Annotated in this window: 17 protein-coding genes; 4 read left to right on the forward strand and 13 right to left on the reverse strand. The window is 68.5% G+C overall.

All coding sequences use genetic code 11. The annotated features are described in order from the left end of the window. Positions 1-120: 120 nt before the first annotated feature. The 6 genes from ACSQ86_RS27575 to gtdA all read right to left on the reverse strand — a co-directional run bounded on the left by ACSQ86_RS27575 (position 121) and on the right by gtdA (position 6,565). The gene (locus tag ACSQ86_RS27575; protein WP_436310024.1) at positions 121-1,470 is read right to left on the reverse strand and encodes an FAD-dependent oxidoreductase; all 1,350 of its coding nucleotides are present in this window, start codon (positions 1,468-1,470) and stop codon (positions 121-123) included. Then, complete coding sequence (locus tag ACSQ86_RS27580) at positions 1,467-2,429, reverse strand: Bug family tripartite tricarboxylate transporter substrate binding protein (RefSeq protein ID WP_436305910.1); 963 nt, start codon at positions 2,427-2,429, stop codon at positions 1,467-1,469. Before ACSQ86_RS27580 ends, ACSQ86_RS27575 begins: the two co-directional genes overlap by 4 nt. Before the next feature lie 58 nt (positions 2,430-2,487). After that, positions 2,488-3,462 carry a Bug family tripartite tricarboxylate transporter substrate binding protein gene (locus tag ACSQ86_RS27585; RefSeq protein WP_436305911.1) on the reverse strand — a complete coding sequence of 325 codons (975 nt, stop codon included), beginning with the start codon at positions 3,460-3,462 and terminating at the stop codon, positions 2,488-2,490. A 44-nt stretch (positions 3,463-3,506) separates the two neighbouring features. Continuing rightward, on the reverse strand, positions 3,507-4,727 hold the full coding sequence (locus tag ACSQ86_RS27590; RefSeq protein WP_436305912.1) for a 3-hydroxybenzoate 6-monooxygenase: 1,221 nt from the start codon (positions 4,725-4,727) through the stop codon (positions 3,507-3,509). Beyond that, positions 4,724-5,428 carry a fumarylacetoacetate hydrolase family protein gene (locus tag ACSQ86_RS27595; RefSeq protein ID WP_436305913.1) on the reverse strand — a complete coding sequence of 235 codons (705 nt, stop codon included), beginning with the start codon at positions 5,426-5,428 and terminating at the stop codon, positions 4,724-4,726. Before ACSQ86_RS27595 ends, ACSQ86_RS27590 begins: the two co-directional genes overlap by 4 nt. A 66-nt stretch (positions 5,429-5,494) precedes the next feature. Further along, positions 5,495-6,565: a gentisate 1,2-dioxygenase gene (gene gtdA, locus ACSQ86_RS27600; protein ID WP_436305914.1), complete on the reverse strand. Its 1,071-nt coding sequence runs from the start codon at positions 6,563-6,565 to the stop codon at positions 5,495-5,497. 121 nt (positions 6,566-6,686) lie between these two features. On the opposite strand from gtdA, the gene ACSQ86_RS27605 reads away from it, so the two are divergent. The 4 genes from ACSQ86_RS27605 to ACSQ86_RS27620 all read left to right on the forward strand — a co-directional run bounded on the left by ACSQ86_RS27605 (position 6,687) and on the right by ACSQ86_RS27620 (position 15,420). Then, positions 6,687-7,601 carry a LysR family transcriptional regulator gene (locus ACSQ86_RS27605; RefSeq protein ID WP_436305915.1) on the forward strand — a complete coding sequence of 305 codons (915 nt, stop codon included), beginning with the start codon at positions 6,687-6,689 and terminating at the stop codon, positions 7,599-7,601. 45 nt (positions 7,602-7,646) lie between these two features. Then, positions 7,647-8,096, forward strand: a complete 450-nt coding sequence (locus ACSQ86_RS27610) for an acyl-CoA thioesterase (RefSeq protein WP_093109911.1) — start codon at positions 7,647-7,649, stop codon at positions 8,094-8,096. Positions 8,097-8,212: 116 nt separating this feature from the next. After that, positions 8,213-13,177: a HAMP domain-containing protein gene (locus tag ACSQ86_RS27615; RefSeq protein ID WP_436310025.1), complete on the forward strand. Its 4,965-nt coding sequence runs from the start codon at positions 8,213-8,215 to the stop codon at positions 13,175-13,177. Further along, complete coding sequence (locus ACSQ86_RS27620; protein ID WP_436310026.1) at positions 13,168-15,420, forward strand: response regulator; 2,253 nt, start codon at positions 13,168-13,170, stop codon at positions 15,418-15,420. Before ACSQ86_RS27615 ends, ACSQ86_RS27620 begins: the two co-directional genes overlap by 10 nt. Here ACSQ86_RS27620 and ACSQ86_RS27625 read toward each other — a convergent pair. The 7 genes from ACSQ86_RS27625 to ACSQ86_RS27655 all read right to left on the reverse strand — a co-directional run bounded on the left by ACSQ86_RS27625 (position 15,357) and on the right by ACSQ86_RS27655 (position 21,973). Beyond that, entirely contained in the window at positions 15,357-16,010 is a 654-nt protein-coding gene (locus tag ACSQ86_RS27625) for a hypothetical protein (protein ID WP_436310027.1), read from the reverse strand. The two genes, ACSQ86_RS27620 and ACSQ86_RS27625, sit on opposite strands and share 64 nt — an antisense overlap. Positions 16,011-16,036: 26 nt before the next feature. Continuing rightward, positions 16,037-16,399, reverse strand: a complete 363-nt coding sequence (locus ACSQ86_RS27630) for a response regulator (RefSeq protein ID WP_093109907.1) — start codon at positions 16,397-16,399, stop codon at positions 16,037-16,039. Between the two features lie 93 nt (positions 16,400-16,492). Next, positions 16,493-17,773, reverse strand: coding sequence for a fumarylacetoacetase (fahA, locus tag ACSQ86_RS27635; protein ID WP_436305919.1), 1,281 nt, complete (start codon positions 17,771-17,773; stop codon positions 16,493-16,495). After that, the gene (gene hmgA / locus ACSQ86_RS27640; protein WP_436310028.1) at positions 17,770-19,074 is read right to left on the reverse strand and encodes a homogentisate 1,2-dioxygenase; all 1,305 of its coding nucleotides are present in this window, start codon (positions 19,072-19,074) and stop codon (positions 17,770-17,772) included. The genes fahA and hmgA overlap by 4 nt, the downstream gene beginning before the upstream one ends. Positions 19,075-19,084: 10 nt before the next feature. Beyond that, positions 19,085-20,041: a Bug family tripartite tricarboxylate transporter substrate binding protein gene (locus ACSQ86_RS27645; RefSeq protein WP_436310029.1), complete on the reverse strand. Its 957-nt coding sequence runs from the start codon at positions 20,039-20,041 to the stop codon at positions 19,085-19,087. 49 nt (positions 20,042-20,090) lie between these two features. Next, complete coding sequence (locus ACSQ86_RS27650) at positions 20,091-20,285, reverse strand: DUF2783 domain-containing protein (protein ID WP_214695168.1); 195 nt, start codon at positions 20,283-20,285, stop codon at positions 20,091-20,093. Positions 20,286-20,305: 20 nt separating this feature from the next. Continuing rightward, positions 20,306-21,973, reverse strand: a complete 1,668-nt coding sequence (locus tag ACSQ86_RS27655; RefSeq protein WP_436310030.1) for an FAD-dependent oxidoreductase — start codon at positions 21,971-21,973, stop codon at positions 20,306-20,308. Positions 21,974-22,003: the final 30 nt, after the last annotated feature.

The following is a 22,003-nucleotide window of genomic DNA, read 5'->3' on the forward strand; positions in this document are numbered from 1 at the left end:
GCGCACGGCGCGCCCCATTCGGGAGACGCCGCGGAACCGGCTTTGCCGGGCCGCTGGCGTCGCCCCCTGCAAGGGGGTTGGCGGCTACGCTACGCGACGCGAGCAAGCCTGGGGGTGGGCTTAGCTTCGGTCGAGGTCGACGCCGTCGGCGATCAGTTTGCGCTGCAAGGCCGGCACGTCGACGCCGGCAAAGCTTTCGGCACCCAACGTGGCCGCAGCCGTCCCCGCGGCCTGCCCCATCACGAAGCAGCCGCCGCTCGCCCGCGCGGCCGACTGGCCCTCGTGCGTCATCGAGGCGCAGCGCCCGGCCACCAGCAGGTTGTCGACGCCGCGCGGCACCAGCATGCGCCAGGGCAGCTGGTTGTAGGTGCGCGTTTGGTCGCGCGGAAAGGCCCATTCGATCTTGCCGGCGGCATGCATCTCCATCGGCCAGGCGTTGATGCCGATGCTGTCGTCGAAACGCGCCGACGAGAGGATGTCTTCGCCGGTGAGCGCATAGAGGCCCTCGATGCGCCGCGTCTCGCGGATGCCGACCTGCGGCGCGATCTCGACGATGGCCGATTGCTCGAAGCCCGGCACCTCGGCCTTCAAGAAGCGGAAGTACTCGCCGATCTGGCGGCGGCCCTCGACCTCGCCGTCGCTGAGTTCGCGCGCGTCCACGCCGTTCATCGCGTCGCCCTTGGCGTTGCGGATCTGCGTGACGTTGGCGCGCCATTCGCGCGGATCGATCTGCGGCCGCAGGATCGCGCCTTCGCGCGGGAAGCGGTAGGCCTCGGGGTCGCGCTCGCGCGCCTTCGCCATCAGGTCGTTGATGGCCTTGAACTCGCCCACCGCGGCCAGCGCGCGCTGCGCATCGACGTGGCCGACGCGGAACATGGTGGACGGAAAAAGCCCGCTGCCATGGCCGTCGCCGACCGCGAAAGGCACGCCCGCGAAGACCGCGACATCGGCATCGCCGCTGCCGTCGATGAAGGCATTGGCGCGGATCGCCTGCCGGCCCGACTTGGTCTCGACCACCAGCGCGGCGATGCGCGGGCCTTCCATCACCACGGCCGCGGCCCAGGCGTGGAACAGCAGCTCGACACCCGCATCGAGCAGCAGCTGATCGGCCGCGCACTTGTAGATCGAGGTGTCGTAGGAGCGCACGCGGATGCGGCCCTGCATGCCGTCCTGCGGCTTGTTGAGGCCGCCCATCGCATCCATGCGTGCGAGCAGCTCGTCGACCACGCCGTGCACCAGCTGCGTCATCTCCCCGTTGCGCTTGCCGTAGAGGCCCGCGAAGTTGGTCACGCCGCCGGCCGTGCCCATGCCGCCGAGGAAGCCATAGCGTTCGACCAGCAGCGTGCGCGCGCCATGGCGCGCGGCGCTCACGCTCGCCGCGATGCCGGCCGGGCCGCCGCCGACCACGACGACGTCGTATTCGCCGAAGACCGGCAGACTGCGCTCAGGCTCGACGATGGAAGCGCTCATTGCAGCTTGATGTTGTTGGTCGAAATGATCTTGGTCATGATCGCCGCCTCCTCCTTCACGCGCGTGCGCATGCCGTCCGGCGAGGTCCCGACCGCCTGCCAGCCCTGCTCGAACAGCTTCTGCCGCACTTCGGGCGCCTTCATGATGACGGCGAGCTCGCGCGAGATGCGCTCCTGCGCGGCCTTGGAAAGACTGGCCGGGCCGAGCAGCGCGGTCCACACCTCGAGGTTGAAGTCCTTCACGCCGGCATCCGCCAACGGCGCCAGTTCGGGCACCAGGGTGCTGCGCCCGCTTGTGATGCCGATGGCCTTGACCTTGCCGGCCTTGACCTGGGGCATGGCCACGCCGGGCGGGATCAGGGCCATCTGGATCTGGTTGCCGATCAGGTCGGTCATGACCTGCGGATTGCCCTGGTAGGGCACGTGCACGGCCTTCAGGCCCGGCACGCGGCCCTTGAGCAGCTCCATGCCCAGGTGGCCCACCGAGCCGACGCCCACCGAGCCGTAGCTCCACTTGTCGTCGCTCTTGCGCGCCGCGTCGACGAAGGCTGCGCCGCTGGGCAGGCTGTTCTGCGCCACCAGCACCAGCGGCGCGGTGGTGAGCAGCGAGAGGTAGGTGAAGTCCTTGGCCGGGTCGTAGGGCAGCCTGGAATAGAGCATCTTCGACGAGGTCAGGTTGCCGTTGATGACCACGCCGAGCGTGTGATCGTCGGTCGCCTTGGCCACCTGGTCGGCCGCGATGTTGCCCGAGGCCCCCGGCTTGTTGTCGACCACCACGGGCTGGCCCAGCGCCTTGGCCAGCGGCTCGGCGATGGTGCGCGCCGCGATGTCCGGCGTCGAGCCGCCGGGGAAGCCGACGATCAGGCGGATCGGCTTGGTGGGCCAGGCGCCGTTCTGCGCCGCGGCGGCCAGCGGCAGCGCGCAGGCGGCGATCAAAAGAGCTCTCTTGGAAAACTGCATGGGAGTGAAGCGGGAATGGAAAGAGAAACGAAGGATAAGGCTGAGTTGTGACCAGGCGTTACTCGAGGCTGATATTGCCCCGGCGAACCAGTTCCCCATAGACCTTGGACTTGGCCTCGGCCTGCCGCTGGATCTCCTCCGGCGACCAGGCCAGCGGCTCGAAGGCGAAGGTGTCGAAGCGCGCGCGGATCTCGGGGTCGGCGATGACCTTGGCGACGTCGGCATGGATCCTGGCCCTGATCGCCGGCGGCACGCCCTTGGGCGTGAGCAGCGAGACGAAGGAGCTCACGTACAGGCTCGCCGGGCCGCCGGCCTCGGCCATGGTGGGCACATCGGGCATTTGCGGAATGCGCTGGGGCGCCGCAATCGCGATGTAGCGCAGCTTGCCGGCCTTGTAGACGCCCTGGCTGGAGGGGATGGTCGCGAAGCTCCACGGCACATCGCCCGAGCCCACGTTGGCGTAGAGCTGGGAGACTTCGCGGTAGGGCACATGCTGCATGTGCACGCCGGTCAGGGACTCGAGCTGCTGCGCGCCCAGGTGGCCGGCGCTGCCGACGCCCCAGGAGCCGTAGCTCACCGGGTTGGACTTGGCGGCAGCGACCAGGTCGCTCATGTTCTTCCACTTCGAGTCGCTGGCCACGGCGACGAAGAAGGGCGTGCGGAACAGCGAGGCCACCGGGTCGAAGTGCTGCAGCGTCACGAAATTGCGCGACTTGTATAGATGCGGCAGCGCGGCGACATGCTCGCTGTCGAGCTGCAGCAGGGTGTAGCCGTCGGGCGCCGCGCGCCGGGCCTGGTCGATCGCGATGAAGCCGCCGCCGCCGGGCCTGTTGTCCACCACCACGCGCTGGTTCCAGAGCCGCCCCAGCTTGTCGGAGACCAGCCGCAGCACCGCGTCGGGCCCGCTGCCGGCGGCGAAGGGTGTGATCAGGGTGACGGGCTTGTTCGGGTAGTCGGCGGCCGATTGCGCCGCGGCGCCGACGGTGAAGAAGGCGGCGGCGAGGCCGGCGATCAGCGGGAGGATGGGTTTCATGCAGTTTGTCTCCGTGGTGTGTCGTTGAAATAAGGTGGGCCGTCTCAGGCCGCGGTGCGCGGCGCGTCGGCCAAGCATTGCGCCGGATCCCACGCATAGAGCCATTCGACTGCGTCGTAGAAGCGCTCGGGCGTGCGGCCGGTCCACAGGCTGTTGCGCACCAGGCGCTCAATGCCCTTGGCGTGGTAGAGCCGGCCCATCTCGCGCACCGACAGCACGACGCGGGCCGTGCGTGCCACGCGGGCCGACGCATAGAGCTGGAAGGCGGCAGGCAGGTCGAACTCGCAGGCCTCGACCGCCGCACCGAGCGTCACCGCGTCTTCGAGCGCCATGCAGGCGCCCTGCGCGAGGTACTGCATCATCGGATGGGCCGCATCGCCCAAGAGCGTGGCCGGGCCTTCGCTCCAGTTCGCGACCGGATCGCGGTCGGCGGTGCTCCAGCGGCGCCACGAGGTGGGCCGGTCCAGCAGCTGGCGCGGGCGCGCATGCACGCCGTCGAAGTAGGACAGCACTTCCTTCTTGCTGCCTTCGGTCACGCCCCACTCTTCCTGCTCGCGGCTGTGGAAGGTCACGACCAGGTTGTATTGCTCGCCATGGCGCAGCGGGTAGTGCACCAGGTGGCAGTTGGGGCCGGCCCAGACCACCGGCGCGTTCCAGCGCAGGTCTTCGGGCATGTCGGCGGCCGGCACCACGGCGCGGTAGACCACGTGGCCCGAGACGCGCGGCGCATCGCCGATGAGCTTGGCACGCACCACCGATTTGACGCCGTCGCAGCCGACGATCGCATCGGCATGGAAGCGCCGGCCGTCGCGCGTGACCGCCGTCACGCCGCTGCCGCCGATGTCCAGGTGCTCGACCTGCGCCGAGGTGTGGAAGCGGATCAGCGGATGCTCTTTGACCGCCTCGTGGATCGCGCCATGCAGGTCGGCGCGGTGGCTCACCGCATACGGATTGCGAAAGCGCGCGCGGAAGGCCTCGCCCACCGGCACCGAGGCCACCTCGCTGCAGTCGACGGCATCCATCATCACCAGCCGGTCGGTGAAGACCGAGCCGCGCCGCACCGCTTCGCCGACGCCCAGGGCATCGAGGGCGGCAAAGGCATTCGGGCCCAGCTGCAGGCCGGCGCCGATCTCGCCGATGGCCGCGCTCTGCTCCAGCAGGTCGATCGAAATGCCGAGCCGAGCCAGCGCCAGCGCCGCCGCCATGCCGCCGATGCCGCCGCCGACCAGCAGCACCGAAGGCTTGGAGTTCTGCGTCTTGCTCATTCCACTCGCACTGCGATCGGCTCGAGGCCGTCGATGCGCACCTGCATGGTCTGCCCGCGCTGCACCGCACCCACGCCTTCGGGCGTGCCGGTGAAGATCAGGTCGCCGGGCTGCAGCGTGAACAGCGTCGACAGGTTCGCGATGACCTCGTTCACCGACCAGATCAGGTTGCGGATGTCGCTCTTCTGGCGCGTTTCGCCGTTCACTTCGAGCGTGATCGCGCCGGCCGCGATCTCGCCCGACTCGGCGAACCGACGCACCACGCCGACCGGCGCCGAGAAGTCGAAGGCCTTGCCGATCTCCCAGGGCCGGCCCTGCTCGCGCATCTTCATCTGCAGGTCGCGGCGCGTCATGTCGAGGCCGACCGCATAGCCGTAGATGTGCTTCGCCGCGTCCTCGACCGCGATGTCGCGGCCGCCCTCGCCGATCAGCACCACGAGCTCGGCTTCATAGTGGTAGTTGACGGTCTGGCCTGGGTACGGAATGCCCACCGTTTCACCCGCGGGCACCGGCACGATCGACGCATCGTCGTTCGGCTTGCAGAAGAAGAAGGGCGGCTCGCGGTCGGGGTCGAAGCCCATCTCGCGCGCATGCGCCGCGTAGTTGCGGCCGACGCAGTAGACGCGGCGCACCGGGAACAGATCGGACGAGCCGGCGACGGGAAGGCCGACGACGGCCGGGGGAGTGAGGACGAAAGACATGAGGGCTCCTGCCGCGATGCGGCGCATGGGGATCGAGAAAAGAGAAGGCTGCCGGGGCAGCGCGGGTCAGGCGTTGTCGAGGAAGGCTTCGCGCAGCACGCCCATCGCCTGTTGAACGGGCCGGTCGGAGAAACTGAACAGCACCACCTCGTCGGCAGCGGACAAGCGCAGCGGCGCCCACGAAGGCACGACGAAGGTGTCGCGCGGACCGAAGTCGAAGCGCTGGCCGCCGATCTCGGCCGTGCCGCGGCCTTCGACCACGCTGTAGACCGCGCCATCGGTCGCGCGGTGCGTCTTGCCCGCGAAGCCCTTCGGCAGCAGTTGCAGGTTCGTCGCGATGGTCGGCATTGGCGAGCCGCCGGTCAGCGGGTTGATGTAGCGCAGCTTGTGGCCCAGCCAGGCGTCGGGCGCCTCCTGCTTCTGCAGCTGCGCCAGCGCCTCGCGGCTGCGTGCATAGGGGTAGTTGAAGATCGGCGAGGTGGGCGCGCTGTGGTCATGGCGCACCGGCACCATGTTGTGGCCGAAGCGCGCCAGGCTGTGACCCTCGGACCGCGCGACGTGCTGCACCTTGGCGTCGTCGTTCTCGGCGAAGCCGGCGTCGAAGAAGCGCAGCATCGGGATGTCGAGCCCGTCGAGCCACACCACCGGCTCGGCCACGCCTTCGATGCCCTCGTTGCCGTGGTCGTGCCAGGCCCACGAGGGCGTGATGATGAAGTCGCCCGGGTACATGGTGGTGCGCTCGCCGCCCACCGTGGTGTAGGCGCCCTTGCCGTCGACGATGAAGCGCAGCGCCGACTGCACATGCCGGTGCGAGGGCGCGACCTCGCCCGGCATGATGAGCTGCAGCCCGGCATAGAGCGATTGCGTGATCGACGAACGGCCCGGGATCGCCGGGTTCTCCAGCACCAGCACGCGGCGCACCGCCTCCTCGGCCGTGATCAGCGCGGCCGACTCCATCAGGAGCGGGCGGATCTCGTCGTAGCGCCAGAGCGCGGGCACGCAGGGCGTCTGCGGCTCGCGCGGCACCAGCGCATGCAGCGATTCCCACAGCGGCGTGAGGTGCAGCGGGCGGATGCGCTCGTAGTAGTCGCGGCGCTCGGCGGCGTCGGCGCGCGCGGCCTGGGGGGCGGTGTTCATCTGGGCATGTCTCCGAGGGGTGACTGCATTGTTTGTCCGCACCACTATTTGTTCAAGACGTGCACTCAATACTCGGAATCTCGATTTTCGATAATGGTGGCTGCATTGCGAAGGAAATTCCATGTCCAAGCTCGATCTCGAATGGCTCGCGGTCTTCGACGAGGTCTACAAGACCGGCAGCGTCTCGAAGGCGGCCGAGCGCCTCGACATGGCGCAGGCCGCGGCCAGCACCATGCTCAACAAGCTGCGCGCGCATTTCGACGACCGGCTGTTCGCGCGCACCGCGCAAGGCATGCAGCCCACGCCCTATGCCCAGCGCATCTACACCCACGTGCGGGAGGCGCTCGCGCAGATCGAGCAGGCGCGCGGCAGCCGCAGCAGCTTCGACCCCGGCGCGGCGAGTCGCAACTTCCGCATCTGCATGACCGACATCAGCGAGGTGGTGATCCTGCCCGGGCTGCTCGACCACCTGCGCCGCACGGCGCCCGGCGTGCACATCGAGACCGAAATCATCTCGACCGAGAGCGGCCGCCGGCTGGAAGACGGCGAGGTCGACCTGGCGGTGGGCTTCATGCCGCAGCTCGATGCCGGCTTCTACCAGCAGACGCTCTTCATGCAGAACTTCGTCTGCCTGGTGGCGCGGAACCATCCGCGCATCGGCGAGCGGCTCACGAAGAAGCGCTTCGAGGCCGAGGCGCATGCGGTGATCTCGTCCTCGGGCACCGGCCATGCGATCGTCGACAAGACCATCGCCCGCCTCGGCCTGGCGCGCAACGTGGTCGTGCGCCTGTCGAGCTTTCTCAGCGTGGCGCGCATCGTCGCCCACACCGAGCTGGTCGTGATCGTGCCGCGCATCCTCGGCGAGGTACTGGCCACGCAGGAGCCGGTGAAGCTGCTGGAGCCGCCTTTCGCGCTGCCGTCCTATGCCGTCAAGCAGCACTGGCACGAGCGCTTCCACGCCGATCCGGGCAATGCGTGGCTCAGGCGCACGGTGGCTCAACTTTTCGGCGCCCAAACCGCTTCGCCGCTCACATAATCGCCGCGGGCGCTCCACGACATCAACTCATCGCCCAGGCACTCCATGAGCTCGATCACCCTGCGTTTCCTGGCCGAACCCAGCACCGTCAACTTCGGCGGCAAGGTCCACGGCGGCACCGTCATGAAATGGATCGACGAGGCCGGTTACGCCTGCGCGACCAGCTGGTCCAAGCGCTACTGCGTGACGGTGTTCATCGGCAGCATCCGCTTCCATCGGCCGATCATGATCGGCGACCTGGTCGAGGTCGAGGCGCGGCTCGCCTACACCGGCAGCAGCAGCATGAACATCTCGGTCGAGGTGCGCAGCGGCGACATGAAGGGCGGCGAGATGCAGAAGACCACCGAGTGCCTGGTCGTCTTCGTCTCGGTCGACTCGCACGGCCGGCCGCTGCCGGTCGACAGCTTCACGCCGGGAACCCCGGGCGAGATGGCGCTGGCGGAGCGGGCACGCACACACCTCGAGGCTTCGCGCGCCGCTTCGGGCGGCGGCTAGCCGCAAACGCTCCGGCTGCCTATGCCGCAGCGGGCGCTCCCTGGCTACACTGCGGCGTGCCGAGGCACGCCGCTTTCGTCTAAGGCACTTTTTCCTCACTCCGAGAGGGGCAAGAGATGAACGTTCTGGACAAATCCGTGGCGACCAGCTCACTGGAGGAGATGGCAACGCTTCTGGATGCGCTGACCCGGTTCCGCAAAGGCGATGCCAAGGTCCGGCTGCCCGTGCACTGGACCGGGCTTTCGGGCAAGGTGGCCGACGTCTTCAATGACCTGGTCGAGCAGAACGCCACGCTGGCCGCCGAGCTGGTGCGCCTGCGCCAGGTGGTCGGCAAGGAAGGCAAGCTCAAGCAGCGTGCGGTGCTTTCCGAAACGCGCGGCTTCTGGGGCGAATCGGTCGAATGCGTGAATGCGCTCATCGACGATCTCGTTCACCCGACCACCGAAGTGGCTCGCGTGATCGGCGCCGTGGCCCAGGGCGACCTGTCGAAGAGCATGGCGCTGGAGGTCGACGGGTGCAAGCTCGAAGGCGAGTTTCTTCGCACGGCCAAGACCATCAACAAGATGGTCGAGCAGCTCGGCAACTTCTCGGCCGAGGTCACGCGCGTGGCGCGCGAGGTCGGCACCGAGGGCAAGCTCGGTGGCCAGGCCAAGGTGAAAGGCGTGGCCGGCACCTGGAAAGACCTGACCGATTCCGTCAACTCCATGGCCGGAAACCTGACCGACCAGGTGCGCAACATCGCCGACGTGACAACCGCGGTGGCCAAGGGCGACCTGTCGAAGAAGATCGATGTCGACGTCAAGGGCGAATTCCTGACCCTGAAGAACACGATCAACACCATGGTCGACCAGTTGCGCTCCTTCGCATCGGAGGTGACGCGGGTGGCGCGCGAGGTCGGAACGGAAGGATCCCTGGGCGGGCAGGCGCGGGTCGAAGGCGTCTCGGGCACTTGGAAGGACCTGACCGATTCGGTGAACTCGATGGCCGGCAACCTGACCAGCCAGGTGCGCAACATCGCCGACGTGACCAAGGCGGTGGCGGCCGGCGACCTCTCCAAGAAGATCACCGTCGACGTGAAGGGCGAGATCCTCGAGCTGAAGAACACGGTCAACACCATGGTCGACCAGCTGCGCTCCTTCGCGGCCGAAGTCACGCGCGTGGCGCGCGAGGTCGGAACGGAAGGGATCCTGGGCGGACAGGCCGACGTGCAGGGCGTGGCCGGCACCTGGAAGGACCTGACCGAGTCGGTCAACTTCATGGCCGGCAACCTGACTTCCCAGGTGCGCAACATCGCCGAGGTGACCACGGCCGTGGCCGCCGGCGACCTGTCCAAGAAGATCACGGTGGACGTGAAGGGCGAAATCTCCGAACTGAAGAACACGGTCAACACGATGGTCGACCAACTGCGCTCCTTCGCCGCCGAGGTGACGCGGGTGGCGCTCGAGGTCGGCACCGAGGGCATCCTGGGCGGGCAGGCCGATGTGCAAGGCGTGGCCGGCACGTGGAAGGACTTGACCGACTCGGTCAACCTGATGGCATCGAACCTCACATCGCAGGTGCGCAACATCGCCGACGTGACCAAGGCAGTGGCGACCGGCGACCTCTCCAAGAAGATCACGGTCGACGTGAAGGGCGAGATCCTGGAGCTGAAGGCCACCATCAATACGATGGTGGACCAGCTCTCGTCCTTCGCCGCCGAAGTGACGCGGGTGGCGCGCGAGGTCGGCACCGAGGGCCGGCTCGGCGGCCAGGCCCAGGTGCGCGATGTCTCGGGGACCTGGAAGGACCTCACGGACAACGTCAACTCCATGGCCGGCAACCTGACCGGCCAGGTGCGCGGCATCGCGAAGGTGGTGACCGCGGTGGCCAACGGCGATCTGCAACAGAAGCTCACGGTCGAGGCCAAGGGCGAGATCGCGGCGCTCGCCGAGACCATCAACAGCATGACCGAGACGCTTGCCACCTTTGCCGACCAGGTGACGACCGTCGCGCGCGAGGTCGGCGTCGAAGGCAAGCTGGGCGGCCAGGCGAAGGTGCCCGGCGCCGCCGGCACCTGGAAGGGCCTGACCGAGAACGTGAACCAGCTGGCGGCCAACCTGACGACCCAGGTGCGCGCCATCGCGGAGGTGGCCACCGCCGTGACGCAGGGCGACCTGACCCGCTCCATCACCGTGAAGGCTCAGGGCGAGGTCGCGGCGCTGAAGGACACGATCAACGAGATGATCCGCAACCTGAAGGACACGACGCAGAAGAACACGGAGCAGGACTGGCTCAAGACCAACCTCGCCAAGTTCAGCCGCATGCTTCAGGGCCAGAAGGATCTGCTCACGGTGGGGCAGCTGATCCTGTCCGAACTGGCGCCGGTGGTGGGTGCGCAGCAGGCGGAGTTCTACGTGCTGAACACCGCCACGGCCACGCCGAAGCTGAAGCTCTTCGCCAGCTACGCCTCCGGCGGCCAGACTTCGCACGGCAAGGAGATCGAGCTGGGCCAGGGCCTTGTCGGCCAGTGCGCGGTCGAGAAGTCCAAGATCCTTCTGACCAACGTGCCGAGCACGGCCTTCCGGATCGTCACGGGCCTCTCCGAAGGCGCGGCCATGGACGTGATCGTGCTCCCGGTGATCTTCGAGGGCGAGGTGCGGGGCGTGCTGGAGCTGGCCTCGCTGGAGCGCTTCAACCCCGCGCACCAGGCCCTCCTGGACCAATTGACCGAATCCATCGGCATCGTGATCAACACCATCGCCGCCAACATGCGCACCGAGGACCTGCTGACCCAGTCGCAGTCGCTGGCCGAGGAGCTGCAGAACCGCCAGCTCGAGCTTCAGCAGACCAACGAGGCGCTGCAGGAGAAGGCCCGGCTGCTGGTGCACCAGAACCAGGAGGTGGAGCGCAAGAACCAGGAGGTGGAGCAGGCGCGCCAGGCGCTGGAGGAAAAGGCGGAGCAGCTCGCGCTCACCTCCAAGTACAAGTCCGAGTTCCTGGCCAACATGTCGCACGAACTGCGCACGCCGCTCAACAGCCTGCTGATCCTGTCGGACCAGCTGTGCAAGAACAGTGAGGGCAACCTGACGGCCAAGCAGGTGGAGTTCGCGAAGACCATTCACCTCTCGGGCAACGATCTGCTGATGCTGATCAACGACATCCTGGACCTGTCGAAGATCGAATCCGGAACGGTCGCGGTGGAGGTCAGCGAACTGCGGCTGGACGACCTGCAGCGCTCGGTCGAGCGCAGCTTCCGCCACGTCGCCGAGGCCAAGCACGTCGGCTTCGACATCCACGCGTCGGGGCCGCTGCCCGAGACGATCGTGACCGACGTCAAACGCCTGCAGCAGGTCATCAAGAACCTGCTGTCGAATGCGTTCAAGTTCACGCACCAGGGTTCGGTCGCGTTGACGGTCGAGGCCGTGGACAGCGGCTGGTCGCGCGACAACGAAGAGCTCAACCGGGCCGGCCAGGTCATGGCCTTCGCCGTGTCCGATACCGGCATCGGGATTTCCGCCGACAAGCAGCAGATCGTGTTCGAGGCCTTCCAGCAGGCGGACGGCTCGACCTCTAGAAAATACGGCGGCACCGGCCTCGGCCTCGCGATCAGCCGTGAACTGGCGCGCCTTCTGGGCGGCGAGATCCGCCTGGTGAGCACGCCCGCGCAGGGCAGCACGTTCACGCTGTACCTGCCGCAAAGCTACAGCTCGCCGCGCAGTGCACGGCTGGGCCGCACGGCGGCGGCGCGGGCGGAAGTTCCTCGCCGCGCCGAACGCAACCGGGTCGCGGAACTGCGGCCCGGTCCCGGTCCGCAGAAGCCGGCCCGGCGCATCGTTGCCGCAGGGGCCAAGGCCGCCGAACGCGGCGATGCAGCCGACATGCTCCCGTCGCTCAACATCGCCGACGACGACCGCGACAGCATTCTTTCCGGGGACAAGGTGCTCCTGATCGTCGAGAACGACCTCGCCTTCGCCAAGATGCTGTTGCATGCCGGGCGCAAGAGCGGCTTCAAGGGCCTGGTCAGCCCCAGCGGCGCCGGCGCATTGGCGCTCGCGCGCGACTACCGCCCGGCACTCATCACGCTCGACATCTTCCTGCCCGACATGGAAGGCTGGCGCATCCTCGAGCGCCTGAAGGCCGACCTTGCCACGCGGCACATTCCGGTCTGCGTGGTCTCGACGGACGACTCGCGGGAGCGGGCCCTGAACTCCGGCGCCGTCGGCTTTCTGGCCAAGCCGCTGCAATCGATCGACGAAATCGATGCGGGGCTCGGGCATCTTTACGGCTTCGTTCAGGCGGACGCCAGGAAGCTGGTGGTCGCCATGCGCCCCTCGTCGCTGCGCGATCGCTATGTCGCGGCCCTGGCCGGCAGCGAGATCGACAGCGTGGTCGTGGAAACCGCCGAGGCGGCCAGGGACGCGCTGGCGCGCAACGACGTGCACTGCCTCGTGACCGACGGCATGGTGGCCGGCTTCGGCCGCGCGGATGCCGCCGAGTTTGTCGAGGCCCGCCCGGCGACGCGGCAACTGCCGGTCGTCCTGTACAGCGCGGTTCCGGGCGGCCGCGTGCCGGGGTGGGAGCACGGCCACGGCGGCTCGGCGATGCGCGTCGCGGATTCGCTGGAGCGGCTGATCGACGCAACGGCCTTCTTCCTGCATCGGGGCCTGGCTTCGATGTCCGAGCAGGAACGGAGAGCGGTCGAAGCGGTCAACGCCGGCGCCGGCACGCTGGCCGGCAGGAAGGTGCTGATCGTCGACGACGACATGCGCAACATCTTTGCGCTGGCGACCATCCTCGACGCACAGGGAATGCTCATCGTGTCGGCGGAGAACGGCCGCGATGCGATCCGGCTGGTGCAGGAGGATGCCGGCATCGACATCGTCCTCATGGACATCATGATGCCGGAGATGGACGGCATGCAGACGATGCGCGAGCTGCGCCGCCTGCCGCGCGGCAAGCAGCTGCCGCTGGTGGCGGTGACGGCGAAGGCCATGAAGGGCGACCGCGAGAAATGCATCGAAGCGGGGGCCTGGGACTACCTGTCGAAGCCGGTGGACACGACCTATCTGCTCGCCGTTCTGCGGGGGTGGCTGTGCAAGTAGAAGAGCCTCCTGCACTGCCCGAGGAACGGGGCCCCGACGGGGGGCCGTTCGACGAGAAGGCCGACATCCTGGTCGTCGACGATCTGCCCGAGAAGCTGCTGGTCTTCCGGACCGTGCTCGAGGACCTCGGCCAGAACCTGGTGCTGGTGCGCTCGGGCACCGATGCGCTGCGGGAGATCCTGCAGCGCGAGTTCGCGGTCATCCTGCTGGACGTCAACATGCCCAGCATGGACGGGTTCGAGACGGCGACGCTGATCCGCCAGCATCGGCGAAGCGCCCATACGCCGATCATCTTCATCACCTCCTACGCCGACGAGATGCAGACCGCGCGCGGCTACTCGCTCGGCGCGGTGGACTACATCCTCTCCCCCGTGGTGCCGGAGGTCCTGCGCAGCAAGGTGAGCGTCTTCGTCTCGCTGTACCTGATGCGGCGCCAGGTCCGGCGCCAGGCCGATGCGCGGGCCGCAATGATGGCGGCGCATGCGGCTCGCCGCGTCGCGGAGGAGAACGACAGGCGCTCCGCATTTCTCGCCCATGCGAGTCGCGCGCTCAGTAGCTCGCTGGAGATCACGGTCGCGATGAACCAGCTGGTCGAACTGCTGGTGCCCAGCCTGGCCCCGCTCGCCGTGCTGCTCCTGATCGACCCCGAGCTCGGCGCGGGCGAGATGCTTGCCGCGGCGGTGCGGCCGGGCCACGCGAGGCTTCAATGGTTCGCAGGCCCCGAAACGGCGCTCGCCCCGGGCATCCGCGCCGCGCTGCACGCCGCGGCGAACCGCGGGCGGCGAACCACCGTGGCGGAAGAAGCGCTGAAGCCGCTCACGGCGGCATCGTTCGGCCTCGCTCCGGCGGACGCCGAGTTCCCGCTGCTGCGCTCGGCCGCGGCCGTGCCGATGGTCTTCGGGGAACGTGTTCTGGGCGCGGTTCTGGTCGCATCCGGCAATCCGGACGACGCGAGCGCCGGCGCCCAAGCCGGGATGGTCGGCGAGTTGGCGGCCCGGGCCGCGACGGCGTTCGAGAACGCGCGCCTCTACCGCATCCTGCAGCGCGAAATCCTCGAGCGGCAGGCGGCGCAGGAAGAGCTGCAGCAGTCCAACCAGCGCAAGGACGAGTTCCTCGCGATGATGTCGCACGAGCTGCGCAATCCGCTGGCGCCCATTCATACCGCCGTCGAGGTGATCCGCCGCGTCGCCGCGCCGCACCCCAGGGTCACGTGGGCGCTCGACATTGCCGATCGGCAACTGCGGCAGATGACGCGTCTGATCGAAGAGCTGCTTGACGTGGCCCGCATCAGCCAGGGCAAGATCGCGCTCAAGCGCGAGACGATGGATCTCAACACGGTGATCGTTCAAGGCGTGGAAACGGTGCAGCCCTTCATCGACAGCCGTCGCCAGGTGTTGAGCGTCGCGCTACCCGAAGAGCCGGCATGGCTTCTGGGCGACGTGGCCAGGCTCACGCAGGTGATCGCCAACCTGCTGCACAACGCTGCCAAGTACAGCCCGGAGGGAACCGACATTGCGCTCGCCTCCTGGTTCGAGGACGACGACATCGTCGTCTCGGTGCGCGACCAGGGCATCGGCATCGACGAGGAACTGTTGACGCGCATCTTCGACCTCTTCGCGCAAGGGCAGCGCGGCCTCGACCGCGCCCAGGGCGGGCTGGGCGTCGGGCTGACGCTGGCACGGCGCCTGACGGAGATGCACGGCGGCCAGATCGAGGTCTTCAGCGAGGGGCGGGACCGGGGCTCCGAGTTCAAGATCCGCTTGCCGCGCGTTGCGGCGGTGCCCGAAGCCGGGCAGATCGCGTCCGCGCTCCCGTCAGCGCCGCGCCTCGAGCCCCAGCGCATCCTGATCGTCGACGACAACCGGGACGCGGCCGCAGGCGTCGCGGCGGTCCTCGAGCTCGAAGGACACCAGGTTCGCACGGCGGGCGATGGCGAGGAGGCGCTCGCGATCGTCGCGGCGTACCGGCCCAGCGTCGTCGTGCTGGACATCGGACTGCCGCTGCTCGACGGCTACGAGGTCGCGCGCCGGATGCGCAAGATGCCCGAGACCGAAGACGCGCTGCTGATCGCGCTGACCGGCTATGGCCAGAACGAAGACCGCCAGGCCGCGCTCGGCGCCGGCTTCGATCACCACTTCGTCAAGCCCGCGGAGCCGAATGCGCTCCTGGCCTGCATCCATCACTGGTTCGAGCGGCGCACCAGCGAGAGGCGCACCGTATCACCGTCCAGCGCCACGAAGTAGCCCAGGTCTTCGGCCAGCAACTGCAGCGCGACGGCATCGATCGCCAGCTTGCGTGGCGCCCGGTGCGGATCCGCCAGCTCCGCGAGCTCGGCTGCCCCGCGTGTCGCGCTGAAGCGCACGATGTCGCGGCCTTCGGGTTCGATGTGCACCGCGCCGAGCTGCGGTGCGCCGTCCTGCAGATAGCTCAGGACGCCGAGACACATGTAGCGCAGCGCGGCGCCGGCCGGAAAGCGCTGCTCGCCCTCTCCGGGCGCCAGCCCCTCGCCGACATGCAGCCGGATGCCGTTCAGTTCGAAGGCGGCGCGCATCAGCCCGGTGCACTGGGCCACCAGCGCGCTGCGGGTCACGCCCTCGTCGCTGACGGCCAGCTCCCAGTCGCGCAGGGAACGCACGCCGGTCGCCAGCGCACCGACCTGGCCTTCCACCAGCGCCACTCTCTCCTGCCAGGCCGCGGTGTCGACGGGCTTCACCGTCGCCTGGCGCTTGAACATCAGCATGGCCATCCGGATCACCGACACCGGAGAAGCCAGGTCGTGGCGCAGCGCCGGGAAGACGCGCGTGAGCAGTTCGTGGCGCACGCCGGCAGCCATCCAACTGCGGGCTCCGGGGGTTGCCTTCATCGTGCGGCAGGTGGCGCCAGGATGCGATCCAGATCTTCGAAGTCGATCGGCTTCTGCAGATGATGGTCGAACAGGCCCGGCGTGGTCGTGCCGCCGGCCTCGTCGGCGCCGAAGCCCGAGATCGCGATCAGCAACAGCGGCTTGTTCCCGGCGCTTGCACGCATGCGCCGCGCAAGCTCGGCGCCGGGGAGATCCGGCAGCACCAGATCGACCAGCGCCGCATCGAAGGCTTTCTCGGCGGCGGCGGCGATCGCCTGTTGCGCGGTGTAGGTGCAATGCGCCTCATGGTCCTGCAGCGCCAGCAGTTCCCGCAGCAGATCGGCCGCGGCCTTGTTGTCGTCGACGATCAGCACGTTCACGGCAATACCCCTGAAACAAGGGTTTGCAGTATCGGGGCCGGTCGCGGAACGCCGCGTAGGAGCGTGCCTCGTCCGAACCGAGGCAGTGAGCGCTCAGGCGCCGGCCGCTTCGACCGTCGCGCTGACTTCGCCCAGCCCGATGCGCACCGCGCCTTCGCGCTCGCAGAAGCCCCGCAGGCTGAGCGTATCGCCGTCTTCGAGAAAGCTGCGGCGCTCGCCGTTGGGAAGCAGGATCGGCTGCTTGCCGCCCAGCGTGAGCTCGAGCAGCGAGCCGGCCTCATCGGGCTTCGGGCCCGAGAGCGTGCCCGAACCGAGCAGGTCGCCCGGCTGCAGATTGCAGCCGTTCACCGTGTGGTGCGTGACGAGCTGCGCGGCCGTCCAGTAGGCGGCGTCGCGGGCGTTGCCGCGCGTGAGGCGCACGGCGCCCTCGCCGGCTTCGCGCATCTTCGCCGTCTGCAACCACACCTCGAGCGTGATGTCGAGCGCGCCGCTTTCGCGGTTGGCGGGTGCATCGAGGTAGGGCAGCGGCTGCGGATCGCCGGCCGGGCGCTCGAAGGCGGCGCGGAAGGGCGCGAGCGCCTCCATCGTCACGATCCAGGGCGAGAGCGTGCTGGCGAAGTTCTTCGACAAGAAGGGCCCGAGCGGCTGGTACTCCCAGGCCTGAATGTCGCGGGCCGACCAGTCGTTGAGCAGGGTGACGCCGAACAGGTGCGCTTCCGCTTCGGCGATGGCGACCGGCTCGCCGAGCGCATTGCCCTGGGCGACCAGGAAGCCGAGTTCGAGCTCGTAGTCGAGCCGCTTCGAAGGGCCGAAGGAAGGCGTTGCGGCATCGGGTGCCTTGGTCTGGCCTTGCGGGCGCTTGAAGCGCTGGCCGCTGACGCCGATCGACGAGGCGCGCCCGTGGTAGCCGATGGGCACCCACTGGTAGTTGGGCAGGAGCGGCTGGTCGGGACGGAACAGGCTGCCGACCGTGCGGGCGTGATGGATGCCGGTGTAGAAGTCGGTGTAGTCGCCGATGCGGCAGGGCACCGTCATCTCGGCGGCCGACTGGGCCAGCAGGGCCTTGGCCCACTCGGGGGCCTGCTCGCTCCCTTCGGCCAGGCCGGCGGAGATCGCGGCACGCAGGGTTTGGCGCTCCGTCGGGCTCTTCGCCATCAACACGTTCATGTCGTCCGTATGGACGAGGCCGGTCGCCTTCAAGTCGAGCACCTGATCGCCGATCGCAACCCCGATGCGAAAGGCCTCGCCGCTGCCGGCAGGCCGGAAGCGGCCGAAAGGAAGGTTCTGGATCGGAAAATCGCAGCCAGCCTCGTTGGCCGAAGCGACCCAGCTGCGCAGCTTCGGATCGTGGGTGGCGTTCAGTTCGTTGTTCATGGCTTGAATTGGTCCTTGAGGCCGGCCCAGCAGTCGGCATAGTCGGTGTCCAGCGCCGGGCTCTGCAGCGCCCAGGCCGTGGGAATGAAGCGGAAGCGGCTCTCGAACATGAAGGCCAGCGTGTTGTCCAGCTTCTGCGGCTTGAGATCGGCACGGCTCGCCTTCTCGAAGGCCTCCTCGTCGGGGCCGTGCGGCACCATCGCGTTGTGCAGGCTGGCGCCGCCGGGCTTGAAGCCGCCGGGCTTGGCGTCGTACTCGCCGTAGACCAGGCCCATGAACTCGCTCATCAGGTTGCGGTGGTACCAGGGCGGACGGAAGGTGTCTTCCATCACCAGCCAGCGCGGCGGGAAGATCACGAAGTCGCAGTTGGCGGTGCCGGGCGTGTCCGAGGGCGAGGTGAGCACGGTGAAGATCGACGGGTCCGGATGGTCGAAGCTGATCGAGCCGATGGTCATGAAGTTGGCGGTGTCGTACTTCACCGGCGCGAGGTTGCCGTGCCAGGCGACGACGTTGAAGGGCGACTGCCTGGTGGGCGCCTTCCAGAAGCGTCCGCCGAACTTCTTCACCAGCTCGTAGCCACCGGCCTCGCTTTCGAAAGCAGCCACCGGCGCCTGAAAGTCGCGCGCATTGGCCAGGCCGTTGGAGCCGATCGGGCCCAGCTCGGGCAGGCGGAACTGGGCGCCGTAGTTCTCGCAGACGTAGCCGCGCGAGGGACCCTGATCCGAATCCGGCACGGCGATCTTGAACGCGATGCCGCGCGGCAGGAGCGCAATTTCGCCGGGCTTGACCTCGAGCACGCCCATCTCAGTGGTGATCACCAGCCGGCCTTGTTGCGGCACCAGCAGCATCTCGCCGTCGGCATTGACAAAGGCGCGGCGCTCCATCGAACGGCTCGCGAGGTAAACGTGCGCAGCGACGCCGCTGTGCGCCTCGGCGTCGCCGTTGGCGGCCAAGGTATGGATGCCGTCGATGAAATCGACATCGGCGTTGTCGAGCGGAAGCGGATGCCAGCGCATCGGCTCGGGCGCGAGCGCGATATCGCGGTCGGCGCCGGTCTGCCAGTGCGGCTGCGCATAGGCCTGGTAGCGGCCGGAGACCACCGAGGGCTGGCGCCGGTACATCCAGCTGCGCCGGTTCTCGTGGCGCGGCGCGGTGAAGGCAGTGCCCGAGATCAGCTCGGGGTAGAGGTTGAAGGGCGCGCGCTGCGGGCTGTTGCGGCCCTGCGGCAGGGCGCCGGCCACGGCCTCGCTCGCGTATTCGTTGCCGAAGCCGCTCTGGTAGCGCAATGCGTCGGTACTCATGGGGATCCTTTCAATCCACGCGGATGTTGTTGGCCTTGATCAGGCGCCCCCAGCGTTCGCGCTCGGCCTTCACGTAGCTTGCCATGTCGCCCGGCGAGCCGGGGAGGCCTTCCACGCCGAGTGCGTCGAAGCGCGCCTTGACGGCCGGCGAGGCCAGCGCCTCCTGCAAGGCCTTGGCATAGCGCGCCACCGTGGGCTCGGGCGTGCCGGAGGGCACGGTGAGCCCCTGCCAGGCATAGGCCTCGTAGCCGGCCAGGCCCTGCTCCATCAGCGTCGGCACGTTGGGCAGCGAGGCGATGCGCTTGGCGCTCGCCACGCCGATGGCCTTGACCTTGCCCGCCTGCACGAACTGGTTGCCGCTGGCGGTGTCGACCAGCATGAACGGCACCTGCCCGCCCAGCACGTCCTGCATGGCCGGTGCCGCGCCGCGGTAGGCCACGTGGGTGAGCTTGAGCTCGGCCTTCTCGCGCAGCAGCTCGGTGGCCAGGTGATGCGGGCTGCCGACGCCGGCCGAACCGTAGTTGACGCCGCCCGGCTGGGCCTTGGCCCAGGCCACGAACTCCTTCCAGTTGCTCGCCGGCACCTGCGGGCCGACCACCAGCACGAGCGGGAAGCGCGCCAGCAGGCCGACCGGCTTGAGATTCTTCTCGGCGTCGTAGCTCAGCTTGGAAAAGAGGAAGGGATTGGCCGCCAGCGTCGCGAAGTCGGCGGTCAGCAGGGTGTGCTCCACGTCCCTGGCGCGCGCCACGTACTCGGCCGCGATGTTGGTGGCGGCGCCCGGCTTGTTGTTGATGACGATGGGCGCGCCCAGGCTCTTGCTCATGGTCTCGGCGGTCGCACGCGCCACCGAATCGGAGCCGCCGCCGGCGGCGTAGCCGACCACCCATTCGATGGGCTTGCTGTCCTGGGCGATGGCAGCGAGGGACAGGGCAACCAGGCCGAGGGCGGCGAGGGTCTTGCGGATCATGGGTTTGTCTCCAGTAGATTGAAACTTCGTGTGATGCATTGCCGGATCGTCAGGCGCGCGCCGCCTCCAGGGCTTTGCGCAGCACCGGCAGCGAGCCAATGTGATTGGCCAGCACCAGCACCAGGCGGGCATTGAAGGCGTGGCTCTCCTCGGTGGACAGGCCCTGGTGCGCGTCGAGCAGGGCCTCGTAGAAGTCGTCCGGAGCATCCAGGTGGGGCGTCAGGATCAGGTGGTCGTTCGGCATGGTCGTGGTCTCCTGGGGTCTCAGGTTTTGCCGAGCGCACGCGCGTGGGCGGCGCGGATGGCGGCGGCCGTGGGGCTGCGCCAGCGTGCGCACACGTGCTGGTCGGGCCGCAGCAGGTAGGTGGTGCCGGGCCGGGCGTCGTAGCGCTGCGCGGCCAGGGCATGGGCGTCGTCGAGCGGAATGCGTACGACGCTGACCGGTGCTTCGGCCTCGGCCAGCGCGCGCAGGCTGGCCTCGGCGGCGGCGCCGTCGCCAAACACCAGCGCGGCAAAGCGGCCGTCGGCGCCAAGCGAGCGCAACAGCCAGTTGCGCTGGCCGCCGCTCGCAGTGAAGGGTGCATCGGCCGCCACCGCGCCGGGCACCATGCGCCCTTCGAAGTCCCCGCTATCCGGCGTGTTGAGCGTCGAGCCATGCAGCGTGGCCGGCACCGACAACCGCCCGCTGTTGACCAGCGTACGGGCGAAGGGGTGGCGGCTCGCCAGCTGCAGCACCGCGTCGCGGAACAGCCGGCTCAGCTCGCTCTTGGGCGTGATGAAGTCGGTGGCGCGGGTCGAGTTGCGGATGTTCTCGTCGGCCGCGTACTCGCGCTCGCGGGCGTAGCTGTCGAGCAGCGCCTGCGGCGCCTCGCCGCGCAGCACCGCGGCCAGCTTCCAGGCCAGGTTGTCGGCGTCCTGCACGCCCGAGTTGGCGCCGCGCGCACCGAAGGGCGAGACGCCGTGCGCCGAATCGCCCGCGAACAGCACGCGGCCGTGGCGGAAGGCCTCCATGCGCAGGCAGGCGAAGGTGTAGACGCTGGCCCATTCGAGCTCGAACTCCGCGTCCCTGAAGGGCGAGGCCGCCAGCAACGCCTTGACGCGCGGAATGATGTTCTCGGGTTTCTTCTCGGCCTCCGGATCGGCCTCCCAGCCGAGCTGGAAGTCGATGCGCCACACGTTGTCGGGCTGCATGTGCAGCAGCACGCTCTGGTGACGGTGGAAATGCGGATCGAACCAAAACCAGCGCTCGGCCGGGAAGTCGACCTTCATCTTCACGTCCGCGATCAGGAAGCGGTCCTTGAAGATGCGGCCCTTGCTTTCCTGGCCGATCAGCTGCCGCACCGTCGAGCGCGAGCCGTCGCACGCGGGCAGCCAGTCGGCCTGCAGCCGGTAGCTCCCGTCCGGCGTCTCGACGGTCAGGAGCGCGTGGTCCTCGTGCTGCTCGACGCCGACCACCTTGTGGTTCCAGCGGATGTCCAAAAGCGGCAGCTCGGCTGCGCGCTCGGCCAGGTAGCCCTCGACGTAGTACTGCTGCAGGTTGACGAAGGCCGGGCGCTGATGGCCCTCTTCGGGCAGCAGGTCGAACTCGTAGATCTGCGCGCCCTGCAGGAACACGCGGCCCAGCTTCCAGGACACGCCTTTCGCCGCCATGCGCTCGCCGCAACCGAGCCGGTCGAAGATCTCCAGCGAGCGCTTGGCAAAGCAGATGGCGCGCGAGCCGGTAGACAGCTTGTTGTCGTTGTCCAGCAGCACCACGGGCACCTGGCGTTGCGCCAGGTCGATGGCCAGCGCCAGGCCGACCGGGCCGGCGCCGACCACGACGACGGGGTGCCGGGCGGGCGTGGCGGCGTCCTGGTCGGGGTGGTGCCTGTAGTCGTAGCGCAGGTTCTGGTAGTCGATGGGCGCGGCGGCTGAAGCAGCAATGGCGTTCACGTTCCTGTCTCCGTATCTTTGTCTTGCTCC

This window comes from Variovorax sp. LjRoot130 (assembly GCF_964253755.1).
In the GTDB taxonomy this organism is placed as follows: domain Bacteria; phylum Pseudomonadota; class Gammaproteobacteria; order Burkholderiales; family Burkholderiaceae_C; genus Variovorax.

Bases quoted from the DNA above. Each gene is read 5' to 3' on its own strand.
- fahA (WP_436305919.1), bottom strand. From the start codon at position 17,773: ATGAACAACGAACTGAACGCCACCCACGATCCGAAGCTGCGCAGCTGG.
- gtdA (WP_436305914.1), bottom strand. From the start codon at position 6,565: ATGAACACCGCCCCCCAGGCCGCGCGCGCCGACGCCGCCGAGCGCCGC.
- ACSQ86_RS27575 (WP_436310024.1), bottom strand. From the start codon at position 1,470: ATGAGCGCTTCCATCGTCGAGCCTGAGCGCAGTCTGCCGGTCTTCGGC.
- ACSQ86_RS27645 (WP_436310029.1), bottom strand. From the start codon at position 20,041: ATGATCCGCAAGACCCTCGCCGCCCTCGGCCTGGTTGCCCTGTCCCTC.
- ACSQ86_RS27625 (WP_436310027.1), bottom strand. From the start codon at position 16,010: ATGGCTGCCGGCGTGCGCCACGAACTGCTCACGCGCGTCTTCCCGGCG.
- ACSQ86_RS27595 (WP_436305913.1), bottom strand. From the start codon at position 5,428: ATGTCTTTCGTCCTCACTCCCCCGGCCGTCGTCGGCCTTCCCGTCGCC.
- ACSQ86_RS27590 (WP_436305912.1), bottom strand. From the start codon at position 4,727: ATGAGCAAGACGCAGAACTCCAAGCCTTCGGTGCTGCTGGTCGGCGGC.
- hmgA (WP_436310028.1), bottom strand. From the start codon at position 19,074: ATGAGTACCGACGCATTGCGCTACCAGAGCGGCTTCGGCAACGAATAC.
- ACSQ86_RS27585 (WP_436305911.1), bottom strand. From the start codon at position 3,462: ATGAAACCCATCCTCCCGCTGATCGCCGGCCTCGCCGCCGCCTTCTTC.
- ACSQ86_RS27615 (WP_436310025.1), top strand. From the start codon at position 8,213: ATGAACGTTCTGGACAAATCCGTGGCGACCAGCTCACTGGAGGAGATG.
- ACSQ86_RS27610 (WP_093109911.1), top strand. From the start codon at position 7,647: ATGAGCTCGATCACCCTGCGTTTCCTGGCCGAACCCAGCACCGTCAAC.
- ACSQ86_RS27650 (WP_214695168.1), bottom strand. From the start codon at position 20,285: ATGCCGAACGACCACCTGATCCTGACGCCCCACCTGGATGCTCCGGAC.
- ACSQ86_RS27605 (WP_436305915.1), top strand. From the start codon at position 6,687: ATGTCCAAGCTCGATCTCGAATGGCTCGCGGTCTTCGACGAGGTCTAC.
- ACSQ86_RS27580 (WP_436305910.1), bottom strand. From the start codon at position 2,429: ATGCAGTTTTCCAAGAGAGCTCTTTTGATCGCCGCCTGCGCGCTGCCG.